This window comes from Synechococcus sp. O70.1, from assembly GCF_047462215.1.
GTDB lineage: Bacteria > Cyanobacteriota > Cyanobacteriia > Thermostichales > Thermostichaceae > Thermostichus.
The window spans coordinates 15,568-30,231 of record NZ_JANSIT010000020.1; the positions used below are offsets into that span (position 1 = coordinate 15,568).

Genomic DNA, 14,664 nt, shown 5'->3' on the forward strand with positions numbered 1-14,664 from the left:
ACGGCGATCCCGATTGACAAAAATAAGTCCTAGAAGACTTCTGTATTTGATCTTACCGTTTGATTCCAAAACTCCCTTCGGAGGCGGGGTGGATTTAGGCAGGGATCCCTTCTCGAAGCGGCGCAATTGCCATAGAAAACCCTTAGGTATTAGTAGTCGAGATTACACTTTGGAATCAGGGCCCATTGAGGCTCGAGCCGGTCGCTGAGCTTGGCTGAGGTGGGCTGGGATCCCAGTTCAGGCCTTCTACCCGTAGCTCCAGAGCCCCTGACTGGCGAACCGGGTTGTAGTGCAAGCTAAGACCGTAGGTGCGGCGGTCGTAACCCAGGCGATAGGTAAGATCCACCTGCTGGCCTGACTGTAAGTCCAGGGTGGTTTCAGCCCCCACCCGCAGCGGGCCATACAGCTGTTGCAGGAAGCCCAAGACCAGCTGCTCCCGCGTGGTGATGCGGTCAAACAAAAAGGGCGAGGCTCCCGCCAAAAAACCGTTGGAGTAGGTTACCCTCAGGCTGGTGTAGTCGAAGGTATCGGCCACAAAAGCCCCGAGCACAGCGTCGAGGCCGATACTGCCAGCAGTGTAGCTTTGGGCGCGGCCATCGGAGTAAAACGACTGGCTGCTGCTGACGCCAGTGTTGAGCCAGATCCCCTGTTCAATGGGCAAAGCGGAAAAGCGGGGCGGCGGATCTGAGGTTGTCTTGGAGGGCCGCCAGAGGGGAAAAGAGCGAGTTAGGGTTGCTCCTAGTTGCAGCCGAGCAAGCTGGATGCGCTCGGTGGTTCTGGCCAGGGCCAGAGCGGGATCGGTGTCGATATTGCCAAGTTGTCCCAGGGCGTCGAGGTAGTCGGCGGCTATGCGGTAGCTGAAATCCAAGCCGGTGTTGCCAAGGCGAAGGGTGGGCGAGCTGTAGCTGGCGCCAAAGCGATTCTCCACAATCTGGAAACCCAGGCGCCCGCTGAAAAAACGCTCCCGATAGGCATAGGTGTAGGTGACTTGGCCGCCGTTGCCGGTGGTAACGCGGTGTTCGACCTGCGCCCGCAAGCGCCGGGCAAATTCCTCAAAGACGATCCCGCGGAGCTCGGCAAACAGCAAGGTTTGGGCACGCGGCTGCCGCCAGCGCAACTCCGCTCGCAGCCCGACTCCATCGCGGATTCCTTGGAGGCTCCCCCAGAGGCGTTGGGGGGATAGAGCTGCGGGGAAAACACCAAGCTGAGATGGGGCTCCTGCAGCAGCTCAATGTTGGCCTGCAGGATTAGGCCCCGCCGCAGTTCCTTCCGGTCGAAATCGTCGTAGAACAGGCTGACCGGAGGCTGGCGGTTCAAGGAGTCAAAGCGCAGCCGCAGGGGCAGGGGCAGAAAAAAGACTTGGTCGAAAGCCAATTGGCCAGCTTCGGCAATCAACAGGCTGGAACCATCCGCCTGCAAGGTAGAGGTCACCCGCGGGCTGCGGATCTCCAGCTCCGGCGGATCGAGGGGGTCATTGGTCAGCCGCACCTCTTCTCCTTCCCAGTTGTTGGCATCGAAGCGAATGCGGGTAGCGCGAAAGCGCACCAGCCGCTGAGGCGAGAGGGGCAGCGGAGAGCCGCTGGCCTGCAACTGGCCAATATCCACCTGCCCAAAAGCCTCTTCCAAAAAGCCCTGCTCCCGTTCAAAGTCGTACTCCAGCCGGGATCCCTGGATGCGCTGCTGATCCAACTCAATGGAGACGTTGCCCTCGGCCACGGCTCGTCGCTGCTGCAGCTCAATGCGCAGGCGGTCTGCCCGCAGCACCGAGCGGCCCAGCCGCATCTCCACGTTGCCCTCAGCCAGGAAAACCTGTGCCCGCTGGTCGAAGGTTTGACGGTCGGAGCGCAGCCGTAACGTGCGATCCGCAAGGGCGTCGAGGGCAGTCGTATCCCCCGCCTGGGCGGCCGCCACCTGGCCTTTCTCCCCCTGGGCTGAGGTAGGAGCAGCCGTTGCCAGACCAAACACCCCCAAGCAAAGCCAGAGCCACCAAAACCCTTTCATGCTCCCCAAACCTGTGCAACGCTTCAGCCTAAGCTACCAGGTTGGGGAGGGTCGAGGGCGCGGTTGAGCTTGCCGCTGCGGTAGCCCTCCAGATCGAGGCTGACGTAGAGATAGCCGAACGATTGCAGGGTTTTAACCAGCGCTGCCAGGTCAGTTTTTTGCACGAACTCCAGGATCTGGTGGGGGGGCAGTTCAATGCGGGCAGTATCTTTTTCCGAGCGCACTCGCACCTCTCGCCAGCCCAAGCTGCGCAGATAGCGCTCAGCCAATCCCACCCGCCGCAGTTTCTCGGCAGTGATGACCTCGCCGTAGGGAAAGCGGGAACTGAGGCAGGGTTGGGCTGGCTTATCCCACCAGGGCAGACCCAAGTGGCGAGACAACTGCCGCACCTCCAGCTTGCTCATCCCCACCTCCGCCAAAGGGGATCGCACACCACGCTCCCGAGCTGCTTGCACCCCTGGCCGGTAGTCAGCCAGATCGTCGGCGTTGAGGCCATCGACCACGTGGTCGTATCCCTGAGTTTTAGCCAGCTGGAGCAGCGTGTCGTGCAAGTAACTTTTGCAGAAGTAACAGCGGTTAGGGGGATTGGCAGCATAGCGGGGATCTTGCAGCTCCTGGGTCTGGATGACCTGGTGGCGAATGCCGAGGTACTGGGCTTGCCAGATGGCCTCCTCCAGGTCTTCGGGCAAAAGCGCCGGGGAAGCGGCGGTAACGGCCAGAGCCCCCTCCCCCAAGTGATCCCAGGCCAGCTTGGCCACCAGGCTGCTATCGATCCCTCCCGAGTAGGCCACCACAACCCGCCCCATTTCGGCGAAGATCTGGACAAGCTGCTGAAACTTGTACTGTAGGACGGGGTCTAGCTCCAGCAAGGGGGTGGCAGAGCCAAGAGGTACGTCCATGAGGCTAGGGAGTCCGTAGGGTCTGGGCTAGAGCGGGGCAGATATTCCTCTTCCATTGTTTCCTAGAATTTTCTGACTTTCCAACGCTTCTGCCTCAAAGGCAAGGCAGTGAGCGGGCAATCTCTCTAGGCCAGTGGGCCACTGAGGCGGTAGGCTGGATGGCAGAGAGATCCTTGCTTCTTCTCTGGATCTTCTGCCCATGACTCTTCAGCTTGAACCTGCTAGCTCCGCAGAGGTGGCCCTCTATCAGCCCTATTACGCCGTCGCCCGCCGGCAGTACCTGCCGCTGGCGGTGGGTCTCTACAAAAAGGGCAGCCTAGAAGGGCAGCGGCCCATCGAAGGAGACAAGCCCGTCTCTTTCTTGGCCAGTTGGCCTGTATCGCCTCTGCCCTCTGATCTAACAGCGGTGCAGGTCATTTTCGATCAAGACCCGGAGCTAACCTATCAGGTCTCCCTAGCCAACTATGAGTTTGTGGACTACCTCATCGATGTGGTAGCGGCGGTGCAGCGGGGTCAGCCGCCGAGTTTCACCACCGCCTTTTACAAAAAGCTGATGCGGTATGAAGACTGACGCCAATTCTCCGGTTGCCGTCACCCTCTACGACACGACGCTGCGGGACGGGGCGCAGCGGGAGGGGTTGTCCCTGTCGGTGCAAGATAAGGTGCAAATTGCCAAGCTGCTGGATCGCCTGGGCATCCCTTTCATCGAAGGCGGTTGGCCAGGGGCCAATCCCAAAGACGTGCAATTTTTCTGGCAGATGCGGGAAGAGCCCCTGGAGCAGGCGGAGCTGGTGGCCTTTTGTTCCACTCGCAAGCCGGGGCGGCGGGCAGCCGAGGATCCCCTGCTGCAGGCCATCTTGGCAGCGGGCACCCGTTACGTGACGGTCTTTGGCAAGTCCTGGGATCTCCATGTTACGGAGGGGCTGGGCACCACCTTGGCCGAGAACCTGGCCATGATCCGCGACACCATCACCTACCTGCGCTCCCAGGGGCGGCGGGTGATCTACGATGCCGAGCACTGGTTTGACGCCTACCGCCACAACCCCGACTACGCCCTGCAAACCCTGGTGGCAGCAGCAGAGGCCGGGGCGGAGTGGCTGGTTCTCTGCGATACCAACGGCGGATCCCTGCCCCACGAGATTGCCGCCATCACGGCAGCCGTCTTGGCGGAATCCCATCACCTGGGGCATTTGCCTTTGGGGATCCACACCCACAACGACTCCGGCACGGCCGTGGCCAATGCTCTAGCGGCAGTCCAGGCGGGGGCGCGCATGGTGCAGGGCACCATTAACGGCTATGGGGAGCGCTGTGGCAACGCCGACCTGTGCAGCGTTATCCCCAACTTACAACTCAAGCTAGGCTACCGCTGTCTGCCCGAGGGAAAGCTGCAACACCTAACAGAGATCTCCCGCGCCATCAGTGAGGTGGTCAACCTGGCCCCGGACGACCATGCTCCTTTCGTGGGCCGATCCGCCTTTGCCCACAAGGGTGGGATCCACGTCAGCGCTGTTCAGAAGAACCCTCTTACCTACGAGCACATTGCCCCGGAGCAGGTGGGCAACTGCCGGCGCATCGTCGTTTCGGATCAGGCGGGGTTGAGCAATATCCTCAGCAAGGTGGCTGGCTTTGGGATCCGGCTGGACAAGTCGGATCCCCGGGCGCGCTTGATTTTGGAGCGGCTGAAAACTCTGGAGCTGCAGGGCTACCAGTTTGAGGCGGCCGAGGCCAGCTTTGAGCTGTTGGTGCGGGGCCTGTTGGGGCAGCGCTCCCACCCCTTTGAGGTGCTTAGCTTCCATGTCAGCGCCACCACCCGCTCGGACTGGAGCAGCAGAGACTGGGATCCCAGCGGCGAGGCAACGGAGGTGCAGTCCCTAGCAGCGGTGAAGATTGCCGTGCAGGGGCAGACGCGGGTGACAGCAGCCGAAGGCAATGGGCCGGTGGCGGCCCTGGATGGGGCGCTGCGCAAGGCCTTGCTGGAGTTTTACCCGCAACTGGAAGCCATTCACCTCACCGACTACAAGGTGCGGATTCTGGACGGCCAGGCGGGTACTTCTGCCAAAACGCGGGTGCTGGTGGAGTTTAGCGACGGCCACCGCCGCTGGGCCACGGTAGGAGTTTCCACCAACATCATCGAAGCCTCCTGCCGGGCTTTGGTGGAAGGCTTTGAGTACAGCCTCCTGGCAAAACCTTGCTTTTCCTCACCCTCTGCCCAACTAGCCTCGCCTTGAAGGGGGTTCTTCAACTTCCATGAGAATTATTGGCCTAACAGGCGGCATTGCTACCGGCAAATCCACGGTGGCCCGCATCTTGGAACGCCAGGGGATCCCAGTGGCCGATGCGGATCAAATAGCCCGCCAGGCCTTGGCGCTGGGATCCCCCATCCGCGAGCGGGTCCTGCAGCGCTACGGCCAGGCCATTCAGGATCCCTCGGGAGAGCTGGATCGCCGAAAGTTGGGGCGGATTGTCTTTGCCGATGCCGCCGAGCGGGCCTGGCTAGAGGCGCAGATCCACCCGTTTGTCAAAGCGCGGCTGCGGGAGTTTCTCGAGTTCCACAGGGCGGCTGAGGCTCAGCCCAGTTGCCAACGGTCTCTAGGGAATGTCCCTCCAGCCCTCTGCCTCATGATCCCTCTCCTCTTTGAAGCGGGCATGGAAAACTGGGCCAGCGAGATCTGGGTGGTGATCTGTACCCCTGAGCAGCAGCGGCAGCGGCTGGCCTTGCGGGATCCCCTCCTGACACCGGCAGAAATCGAAGCTCGCCTGGCCAGCCAGTGGCCTTTGGCGGAGAAAGTCCGTCGGGCTGACGTGGTGCTGGACAATTCTGGATCCCTGGCGGACCTGGAAGCTCAGGTGCACCAAGCGTTGGCTTCCCAGCAACCTCTGGCCTCGCCCCAGCAGGCCGGCTAGAGTAGCGGATGGGGATGGTGGGTTGAGGGAGAGTCAATGCAAGCAACGACTGGCGGCAACAAGCCGGATAGCAGGGCAGAGTCCTGGTGGGCGCAAGCTTTGGCCGCGCGAGAGCAGGAAATCCAGGCTCTGAAGGAGCGTAACCGCCTGTTGCAAAGCCAGATTGACCTTTTGGAGTTGCGCCAAGAAAAGCAACGCCGACAGATTCGCAGCTACGAGGCCGAGATTGAGCAACTCTACCAAGAAAAGCAAGTGTTGGAGCAGATCCTCCAAGAGCTGCCGCAACTCTATCGGCGCAAGTTGCAGGCCCGCCTGCAGCCCATCCGCGAGCGCATCGCCGCCATTCAGGCAGAAAACCGCCGGCTTAAGCAGGAACTGTACCAGCTCAGCTACCGCCTGCAGGACATGGATCAATTGGATAAGCCAAGCTGGAAGCTGCCCCTGCCCCCTCTCCTTGGCCGGGGTCGCCGGGATCCCAAAGAGCCGCCAAAAGCTCTGCCGGTCCAGGAAGCCCCCTCTTCACCTCGCTCTTGAGAGTTCAGCAGCCAGAATAGGAGAGCATCTTGGCCGCACAAGCCCCAGGACGCGGCCGAGGCGCTGCCTACTTGGAGATCCGGGAAATGGCCGCCGCTGGCAGCTATGAGCCCCTGCACCTGAAATACCGCCCGCAGCGCTTTGCCGAGGTGGTGGGCCAAGGGGCAGTCGTGCAGACTTTGGCCAATGCCATTCGGCTGGGGCGGGTGGCGCCAGCTTATTTGTTCTGTGGGCCGCGGGGCACCGGAAAAACCTCCAGCGCCCGCATTCTGGCCAAGTCCTTAAATTGCGAGCAGGGGCCAACGCCGGATCCCTGTCAGGTGTGCAGCCAGTGCCGCGCCATCACCGCCGGCTCTTCTCTGGATGTGGTGGAGATCGACGCGGCCAGCAACACCGGTGTGGACAACATCCGCGAGCTGATCGAGCGGGCCCAGTTTGCGCCAGTAAATAGCCGCTACAAGGTCTATGTGGTTGACGAATGCCACATGCTCAGCAATGCGGCCTTCAATGCGTTGCTGAAGACTCTGGAGGAGCCGCCTCCCCGCGTGGTGTTTGTCCTAGCCACCACCGACCCCCAGCGGGTTCTGCCCACCATCGTTTCCCGCTGTCAGCGGTTTGACTTCCGCCGCATTCCTCTAGAGGAGATGGTGGCCCACCTAGGCAAAATTGCCGCCCAGGAAGGGATCCCCATTACACCAGAAGCCTTGCACCTAGTGGCCCAACTTGCCCAGGGCGGGCTAAGGGATGCCGAACGGCTATTGGATCAGCTCAGTTTGCTAGAGGGATCCATCACTCCAGAAGCGGTGTGGGACTTGGTGGGGGGGATCCCGGAACAGCAGCTTTTGGATTTGACCGATGCTCTGCTGGCTCAGAACGTAGAGGGGGTGCTGGCCCAAACGCGGCAATTGCTGGAGCGAGGCAAAGAGCCCCTGGTGGTGCTGCAGAGCCTGGCGGCTTTCTACCGGGATCTGCTCCTGGCCAAGACGGCCCCACAGCAACGGCAGCTGGCGGCTGTAACGGACCTCACCTGGGCAGCCCTGCAACAGCGGGCTCCTTGCTACTCGCTGGAGATGCTGCTAGCGGCCCAGAGCCACCTGCGCCACTGCGAACCCCAAATTCGCCAGAGCGGACAACCCCAGCTTTGGCTAGAAATTGCCCTTCTGGATCTGCTGGGCCAGCTGCGCCAGGGCGCCGTCCCGCTGCCGCCAATAGAGAGCAAGGGTGGCGAGCCGCTCTCCCCTGCCGATCCATTCCCTCCTCTCTCGCCTGGGGCTGTTGTCGGCCCCTCTGCTGCTGAGAGGAACCTCGATGGGAAAGTTGCCCAAGCTGCCCCAGCCCTCGAAGAGCCACTCGCGTCAGCAGGACAGAGCCCTCAGCTTGCCGCAACAGCCTTCCAGAACCCCCTTTCCCCTTCTGAGGGTTCCCCGCCGCCAACGCCAGAGCCCAAAGTTCGCGATCCGGAGCCTGTCGCTTCCCCTGCCAAGCTGCTGCAGCCTCGCTGGGAGGAGTTCCTCAAGGGCCTCTCTCCCACTACCAGAGCCTTGTTGGGATCTGGTCAGTTGCAGCAAGAGATCCTCGTCCGCCTCAACGGGGCAGAGACTTTGGAGATCACTCTTGCTTTCCCCAGCAAGGGCCTGGTGGACAAGGTACGCAGCAAAGAAGCCGAGGTGTGCTCCGCCCTTTACAACCTGCTGCAGCACCCGGTGCGGCTAAAGCTAGTGGTGCAGCGCCCGCCTCGACCGCGTGAGGGGCATGCTGGCCAAGCCTCGGCCCAGGATAAAGCTCCACAACCTCCGCTCTCTCCCTCAAAGCTGGGGAACAGCTCTCCTGCCTCAGATCCCCGTCAGGCGGAGCCCTCAAGCCCATCTCCCCCTCTCAAAAACACTGCTCCAGCCCCGCAGACAGCAAGGCCACCCTTCTACGACCTGACCCACGAGCTGGTGGAGGTGGCCCACCGCTTTGCCGAGCATTTCAGCGGCAGGCTGGTGGATTTGGAAGGGATCCTAGCCACACCCGAAGAGGTAGCGGCAGATCTGTCTGCCCTGGAGGGATCCTCCGACCTGCCCACTGCTGAGAGCTACGGCCTACCGACAGCCCAGGCCCCTCCGGAAGAGGATTTTTGAGGTAGGGGAGCGTGAGGGGCAGTAATCGCTCTGTTGGATTTTGGGGTATTGTCAGGTATCTCCCGTGAAGGGGAGGACCATGACCGAATCTCGCGGAAAAGAAGCTGCCTCGAGCACCCCGCAAATTGACTCCCGGATCCTCAGTCTTTTGGGTAGGACGGCGTTGAAGCTCTTGGCTTGTCTGGTTTGAATTAGGAGTAGGGGTAGCCTATCCCACTGCCCATCTAGGTTGGAGGAGCAAAGAAATGGCCCGCAAAAGGACGATTTTTAAGTTGGTTTGCTGTCTTCTGGGTGGCTGTTTGATCTTAGTGGCCATTGCGTTAGTAGGGTCAAAGATAGACAGACAAGCAGCCTTAAACGCTGAGTATCTTGTAGCTATTTCAGAGGAGATGGAGCAGGTTCGCTTTCAAGACGGCAAATATCAGCGGGGTTCCAGCCCTTTTCAGGAAGGTTTTCTTGTAGCAAAGATTCTAAACATAAAACGTGCTGACCTTAACAATGACGGCTTCCGGGATACCATTGTAATTGCAGCAACAAATCAAGGAGGATCCGGATCCTGGATAAGCTTGTCAGGGTCGCTGGGCGGTGAAGAAAAAACCATCCTTATAGAGCCTGAGCTTCTTGGCGATAGGGTTGACGTTAGAAACATTTCAATTGAGCGCGGCTCTAAAGGAAAAGCTGCAGTTTGCTTGGAAATGCTTGTTCATGGCCCTAACGATGCCAGGTGTTGCCCTACTCAGAAACAGAGGGCGTGCTTTACACTTGCCGGGAAGAGATGGATTCTCATTTCCTAATCCCTTTGGAGTTTCTGCCGACTGCCATCTCACAACTTTCTGGAGAGGATATCGGTAGGAATTCTCTTTCTCGGGAGCTTGCTCTAGCTTTTGCTCAGAAATTGGCCCTCAGGAGGTGCTGCCAGCCAACTAGGAACTTCGAGTAAGCTCTACCAGAATGACTGGAATCGGACTGGTTTCCAACACGGCTTGGGAAGTGGATCCCACCAGCACTTGCTCCCAGCCGCGATGGCCCCGCTTGCCTATGACTATGTCGGTTACCTGCCGCTCTTGAGCTAGGGTTACGATGGTCTCTGCCAGGGGCCCCGAAGCCAAGCAAAACTGGTGGCGAATATCTGCCAACAAGCGCTGGGTAAGCTGCTGCAGCTCCTCTACTCCTTTCCCCTGCGGCTCGTCCGTTACATGCAGCACGATCACTTCCCCATCCACCCGACGCGCCAAGTCGGCCACCTTGCGCAGCACCGCCTCGGCTAAAGGTGAGGTGTCCACTGCTGCCAAAAAGCTAACCCTGCCCTGGCTGCCCACCTTGGTGGGATCCACCTCTCCCTTTTCCAACAGCCGAGGGGCACAGACCTGAGTTAGCCAAGCCCCTAGGGGTGCCGTGGTCAAAATCGACAAGGCCGCCAGAGCAAGGATCGTCTCCCCGCCAGGGATCCCCTGGGCCAAGGGAATGCCGCCGATGGCTGCCTGCACCGTTGCCTTGGCCATGTTACCCGGCAGCAAAAAGAGCCGCTCCCGCCAGTTCCAGTTACTTCCCAGGGTAGAAAGCCACCAACCCAGGCCCCGACCCAACAGCAGGCTCAGGGTCAGCAGCAACAAACCCGGCAGGATCAGGGATCCCAACACCTGCAGATCCAGGGAAGCTCCCAGGAGCACAAACAGCACGATCTCCGCCACTGTCCAGAGGGCGTCGAACCCAACCCGCAGCCGCCGCGCCAGCGGCCCATCCAGCTCGATGAGGAAAAACCCCATGGCCATCACCGCCAGGTAGCCAGAAAAATAGGGCCACACCTGCGGCGCCAGCACCAAGCCCAGCGCCAGGCAGGCTGCCAGCAACACCTCCTGCGTGCTGTTGCGGGTCCAGTTCTGCTGCACCAAAAGCGCCACCAAAACCCGCGCCGCCAGGTAGCCGATGGCCACGCCCAGCAGGATCTCCATCCCCACCTGGAACGGCAGCCACTGCAGCGGCGACAGCTCCAAGCCCAACAGGCGAACGTTTTCTGTAGATCCCTGGCCCAAGAGGCTCAGCAACAAGCTAAAGCCCAGCAGCAGCAGTACATCGGAAAGAGCACTGCCGGTGAGAATGGCATCCGGGATCCCTTTGGCCACGCCCCAGCCCAGGCTTTTGAGGCGCAACATCCCCGGCACAATCACCGCTGGCGACTCTGCCCCAATCACACACCCCAAAAGCAGCCCCGTCTCCCAGTCCAGCCCCAGGATCCAGCGGCTCAAGAGCGCTACTGCCACCGCCTCACAGGCTGCCGGCAAAAACCCCAGCCGCAGGGCCACGGATCCCTGCTGGGCCAGCTTTTCCCGATCCAGCCCTAGGCCGGCTTTCATGAGGATGATCGCTACAGCTACTAGGCGCAGATCCCCGGCTGCTGCCAGCACCTCCGGAGACAAGACCTCCCTCAACAGGATCCCGACCAGAATCATCCCTAGCAGCGGCGGCATCCCCAATCGGCCCACGATCTGGCCAACAAAAAAGCCCATCGCCAAAATCCACAACCAACTGCCCAGCATCAACAGAACCTCTCTCTGCCGTCTGGCACCAAGGCAGGCTTTGCCAAGCCAAACGTCCTACTGGCGCACCGCCTGATAGCAACTCCCGGCAAGGCAGGAATACAGCTCTCCTGCCGCCCCTGTCAAAGCCGAGCGCCACCGCTGTACCTCCTGCCAAGTTTGGATTTTCGAGGTTCTGTTTGAGGACAGCAGGACGTTGCGAGGGGATGGGTAAAGATTTGGCGGCTTCACTCCTAGGGCTGAGGCCTGCTTGCGCTTTTCGAATGTAGACCTTGGCTTGCGGCGGCTTAACTACGTCTGGTTCTTCCCCAGAGACGGGGGATAAAGTAAAGCTTCTAGCTCCTGCAAAGCTCGCTCTAGGTTGTCGTTAACAATCACGTAGTCGAATTCGTCTTTGGCCTCCAATTCCTTGCGGGCCTGCTGCAGGCGACGTTCAATGCTGTCTTCGGAATCTTGGCCACGCTGGCGAATGCGGCGTTCAAGCTCTTCCAGAGAAGGAGGGGACAAGAAAATGCGAATGGCCTCTGGACACAGTTTTCTCACCTGGCGGGCTCCAGCCAGCTCAATTTCCAGCAGCACATCCTGTCCCTGGCTGAGTTTTTCAAAGACAATCTGGCGAGGGGTGCCGTAAAAGTTGCCTGCATACTGCGCCCATTCCAGCAACTCGCCGGCTTCAACAAGCCTGAGAAACTCCTCGCGAGTGCGAAAGTAGTAGTTGACACCTTCCTGTTCACCGGGACGAGGGGGACGGGTGGTGACCGAGACAGAAAGATACAGCTCAGGGTGGCGCTGGCGCAGGTGGCTGACCAAAGTTCCTTTGCCCACTCCACTGGGCCCCGTCAAAACCACTAGGCGACCGCGAGGAGTGAGAGATTGGGGTGCTCCTTGAGTCTGCCCAACCTCAGGGGAACCTGGCAAGGGGAGGACGGTAGGAGAGGCGGCCATAGCCATCGACAGAGGAAGGCTGGACGGTTGTTTGTTTGCTTTAGGATATCTTACTCCTCTCTTTGCAGGCTGCCTGTGAGGCTTTTACTCAAGTTCCTCCGGCACACCGACTTTGGCAGTAAGGAAGCGATTGGCAACGGTTTCCGGCTGGATAGCCGAGAGGATGACGTGTCCCGAGTCGGTGATGATGACAGCGCGGGTGCGGCGACCGTAGGTTGCGTCGATCAACTGGCCTCTTTCACGGGCATCGCTGATGATGCGTTTGATGGGAGCTGACTCGGGACTAAGAATGGCAATCACACGCCCAGCGGCGACGATGTTGCCAAAGCCAATGTTGATTAGGCGAGTATCCATGGGTGGTGAGCCAATCTAGCACCTGTCCGGCCAGCAGCCTTCATTCAGGCTAGCAAGTCAAACTGCTGCCTAGCATTGACCAGCAAGGCCCTGCCCTGCAAAGGTTTCTGCTGGGACGGCAAGTTCTCTCAAGGTTGGGTGGGCTGTCGGTTGGTGGAGCTTGGCCAGGACTAGTTCCCTGCTTTGCGGCCCTCAGCCTTCTTCAAGCCGTTCTATGGCTCCTGGAAATTGTCCTCAGAGTAGTAAGGCCTCGTCAATGTCCGCAGCGGTGAGGCGCGGCGTTTTGCCTGGCAACCACTAGAGGCTGGATTAGAGCAGGCCGCTAAAGGTAAAGCTGCCGCTGCCCAGCCGCTCCTGGCGATCGAAAACGCTGATGGTAAGCTGATGGGGTCCCGTCTGGGTGACGGTAAAGCGGTTTTGGGTCAGGGTAAGCCCTGTTACCGTACAGGCAGTGGCTCCGACGAAGCAGCCGGGCAATTGGGAAGCGTCGAAAGCTCCCAGGGGGATGAAGTTGCCTAGCGGGGTGGTGACGGTAGCCAAAAAAGCGTTGGATCCGCGGATCCCGGCAGGAGCCTCGACGCGGAAGGAGATGACAAAGGTGGGGGTCTGCCCTACAGGGACAGCACGCGGGGAAAGATCGGTGATGGTGAGGGAGGGAGGGGGTAGGGGAGGCGGTGGGGGCAGGGGGCTGCTGCCAGTCGTCTCCCCGCACCCTGCCAAAACAGCACCCAGGAGCAGCAGGGGGATCTGTCTGTCCATGCGCTGCGCAGGCTGCATAGGTTCTCCTTACCTTGAAGTTCAGGTTTAGGGCATCAGAAAACCTGGCTGGAAGCCGCTTATTCCCCTTGCAGGAGCCTTTGGCAGGCACTGGCAATGGCCCAGTCTTCCTGGGCTGAGATGACTAGGACCCGCACTGGCGCGTCGTGGGTGCTGATGTCGCAGTTGCGCGGGGATCCAGCATTGAGAACCGGGTCAATTTGAATCCCCAAAAAGCCCAGGTTGGCGCAGGCCGCTGCCCGTACTGGCGCCGCGTTTTCCCCGATGCCGCCAGAGAAGACCAACGCATCCAGCCGATCCAGGCTCATGAGCATGGCCCCAATCTGGCTGCGCAGGCGGTGGATAAAGAGGTTAAAGGCCAGCTCGGCACGGGCATGGCCTGCCTGCATGGCTTCCAGGATAACTCGCATGTCGCCGCTCAGGCCAGACACGCCCTTCAGGCCCGATTCCCGGTTCAAGATCCGGTCTAGCTCCTCCACACTCATCCCCCGGCGCAACTGATGGATCAAAATCCCCGGATCCACCGAGCCGGAGCGGGATCCCATCATCAAGCCCTCTAGGGGGGTATAGCCCATGGTGGTGTCGACGCTTCGGCCCCCGCGAATGGCTGCCAGGGAACAGCCATTGCCTAGGTGGCAGGTAATGAGCTGCAGCTCTTCCAGGGGGAGGCCCAGGATCTCAGCGGCGCGGCGGGCACAGTACTCGTGGTTGATGCCGTGGAAGCCGTAGCGGCGGATCCCTTGCTCGGCCCAGGCGTAGGGAAGAGGATAAAGGGCGGCTGCCGGGGGCATCTGCTGATGGAAGGCAGTGTCGAAGACCGCCACCTGCGGGATCCCGGGCAATAGCTGGCGCATGAGGCGAATGCCCTCAAGAGCAGGGGGGTTGTGAGCTGGGGCCAGGGGGCTTAGCTGTTCGATGGCCTGTTCCACCTCGGGTGTGATCAAGGTGGGCTGGTGGTAGAGGGATCCCCCATGCACCACCCGGTGGCCAATGGCTTTGATCTCAGTCGGCCCTGCCAGCAGGGATCCCTCCCCTTGCCAGAGGCTTTGAAAGAGAGGAGCCAAACCGCTAATGCCGGAGGGAGAGGAAAGGGCGGGAAAAGGCTCCCAGGGACCGCCCTGCCGTCGGACTTGAATCAGGGCCTGGTCGGGCTGGTAGGCAAAGTCCACCTGCGCCTGCCAAAGGGGGGTGGTCTCCACCGTACTCTCAACGGTTGCAAAGAGGGAGGATTTGAGGCTGCTGGAGCCGGCGTTGAGGACCAGGATGGGCACGGGATCCCTCCTTCTACCAAAAGGCGCCGTAAGGACCCGCCTTTGAAGGTGGGGATGTAAGGCGCAGCATTTTATCCAAGGTTTCCCCTGATAAACTAGCATCATGCGCGTCAAAGCGCTCCGCGCCGCTAAAGCGAGGGAAGCCAAGCTCCTCCACGGAGCACCAGCCCAGTACCAAGCTTTGGATGAAGCCATCCGCACAGCGCAGTTTGTACGCAACAAATGCCTGCGCTACTGCATGAATAACCAAGGCGTGGGCAAGAAGGAGCTGTACGCTCTTTGTAAGCATCTGGCCCAGGAGTTTGAGTTTGCTGCCACG

13 protein-coding genes and 2 pseudogenes are annotated in these 14,664 nt (G+C 60.4%); 7 read left to right on the forward strand and 8 right to left on the reverse strand.

The window, feature by feature from the left end; translation table 11 throughout:
* Positions 1 to 175: 175 nt before the first annotated feature.
* From NW833_RS10155 to larE, 3 genes and pseudogenes are all read right to left on the reverse strand, one after another.
* Entirely contained in the window at positions 176 to 1,117 is a 942-nt protein-coding gene (locus tag NW833_RS10155) for a DUF3769 domain-containing protein (RefSeq protein ID WP_414412393.1), read from the reverse strand.
* A gap of 110 nt (positions 1,118 to 1,227) precedes the next feature.
* Positions 1,228 to 2,001, reverse strand: a pseudogene (locus NW833_RS10160) (DUF3769 domain-containing protein); the annotation flags it as partial.
* A gap of 23 nt (positions 2,002 to 2,024) precedes the next feature.
* Positions 2,025 to 2,900, reverse strand: coding sequence for an ATP-dependent sacrificial sulfur transferase LarE (gene larE, locus NW833_RS10165; RefSeq protein WP_414412394.1), 876 nt, complete (start codon positions 2,898 to 2,900; stop codon positions 2,025 to 2,027).
* 199 nt (positions 2,901 to 3,099) lie between these two features.
* Here larE and ebsA point away from each other — a divergent pair, with 199 nt between their 5' ends.
* From ebsA to NW833_RS10195, 6 genes are all read left to right on the forward strand, one after another.
* Positions 3,100 to 3,471, forward strand: a complete 372-nt coding sequence (gene ebsA, locus NW833_RS10170) for a type IV pilus biogenesis protein EbsA (RefSeq protein WP_414412395.1) — start codon at positions 3,100 to 3,102, stop codon at positions 3,469 to 3,471.
* A complete protein-coding gene (cimA, locus tag NW833_RS10175; RefSeq protein WP_414412396.1) occupies positions 3,461 to 5,128 on the forward strand; it encodes a citramalate synthase in 1,668 nt (555 codons plus the stop codon). The genes ebsA and cimA overlap by 11 nt, the downstream gene beginning before the upstream one ends.
* 19 nt (positions 5,129 to 5,147) lie before the next feature.
* Positions 5,148 to 5,804 carry a dephospho-CoA kinase gene (gene coaE / locus NW833_RS10180; protein ID WP_414394798.1) on the forward strand — a complete coding sequence of 219 codons (657 nt, stop codon included), beginning with the start codon at positions 5,148 to 5,150 and terminating at the stop codon, positions 5,802 to 5,804.
* A gap of 36 nt (positions 5,805 to 5,840) precedes the next feature.
* Positions 5,841 to 6,338 carry a hypothetical protein gene (locus NW833_RS10185; RefSeq protein ID WP_414394800.1) on the forward strand — a complete coding sequence of 166 codons (498 nt, stop codon included), beginning with the start codon at positions 5,841 to 5,843 and terminating at the stop codon, positions 6,336 to 6,338.
* Positions 6,339 to 6,424: 86 nt separating this feature from the next.
* A complete protein-coding gene (locus NW833_RS10190) occupies positions 6,425 to 8,461 on the forward strand; it encodes a DNA polymerase III subunit gamma/tau (RefSeq protein WP_414412401.1) in 2,037 nt (678 codons plus the stop codon).
* A gap of 245 nt (positions 8,462 to 8,706) precedes the next feature.
* The gene (locus tag NW833_RS10195; RefSeq protein ID WP_414412397.1) at positions 8,707 to 9,255 is read left to right on the forward strand and encodes a hypothetical protein; all 549 of its coding nucleotides are present in this window, start codon (positions 8,707 to 8,709) and stop codon (positions 9,253 to 9,255) included.
* Between the two features lie 129 nt (positions 9,256 to 9,384).
* On the opposite strand, the gene NW833_RS10200 is transcribed toward NW833_RS10195, so the two are convergent.
* The 5 genes from NW833_RS10200 to NW833_RS10220 form a co-directional block, all read right to left on the reverse strand.
* The gene (locus NW833_RS10200) at positions 9,385 to 10,968 is read right to left on the reverse strand and encodes a cation:proton antiporter (RefSeq protein ID WP_414412398.1); all 1,584 of its coding nucleotides are present in this window, start codon (positions 10,966 to 10,968) and stop codon (positions 9,385 to 9,387) included.
* A gap of 321 nt (positions 10,969 to 11,289) precedes the next feature.
* Positions 11,290 to 11,943 carry a guanylate kinase gene (gene gmk / locus NW833_RS10205; RefSeq protein WP_414394806.1) on the reverse strand — a complete coding sequence of 218 codons (654 nt, stop codon included), beginning with the start codon at positions 11,941 to 11,943 and terminating at the stop codon, positions 11,290 to 11,292.
* Positions 11,944 to 12,027: 84 nt separating this feature from the next.
* Positions 12,028 to 12,297, reverse strand: coding sequence for an extracellular matrix/biofilm regulator RemA (gene remA, locus NW833_RS10210; RefSeq protein ID WP_414394807.1), 270 nt, complete (start codon positions 12,295 to 12,297; stop codon positions 12,028 to 12,030).
* A gap of 309 nt (positions 12,298 to 12,606) precedes the next feature.
* A complete protein-coding gene (locus tag NW833_RS10215) occupies positions 12,607 to 13,074 on the reverse strand; it encodes a hypothetical protein (protein ID WP_414412399.1) in 468 nt (155 codons plus the stop codon).
* 59 nt (positions 13,075 to 13,133) lie between these two features.
* Positions 13,134 to 14,345 (reverse strand): acetate kinase, encoded by a 1,212-nt coding sequence (locus NW833_RS10220; protein WP_414412400.1) that lies wholly within the window; start codon positions 14,343 to 14,345, stop codon positions 13,134 to 13,136.
* A gap of 103 nt (positions 14,346 to 14,448) precedes the next feature.
* Between NW833_RS10220 and NW833_RS10225 the strand changes: the two are divergent.
* Positions 14,449 to 14,664 (forward strand): annotated as a pseudogene (locus NW833_RS10225) (hypothetical protein); the annotation flags it as partial.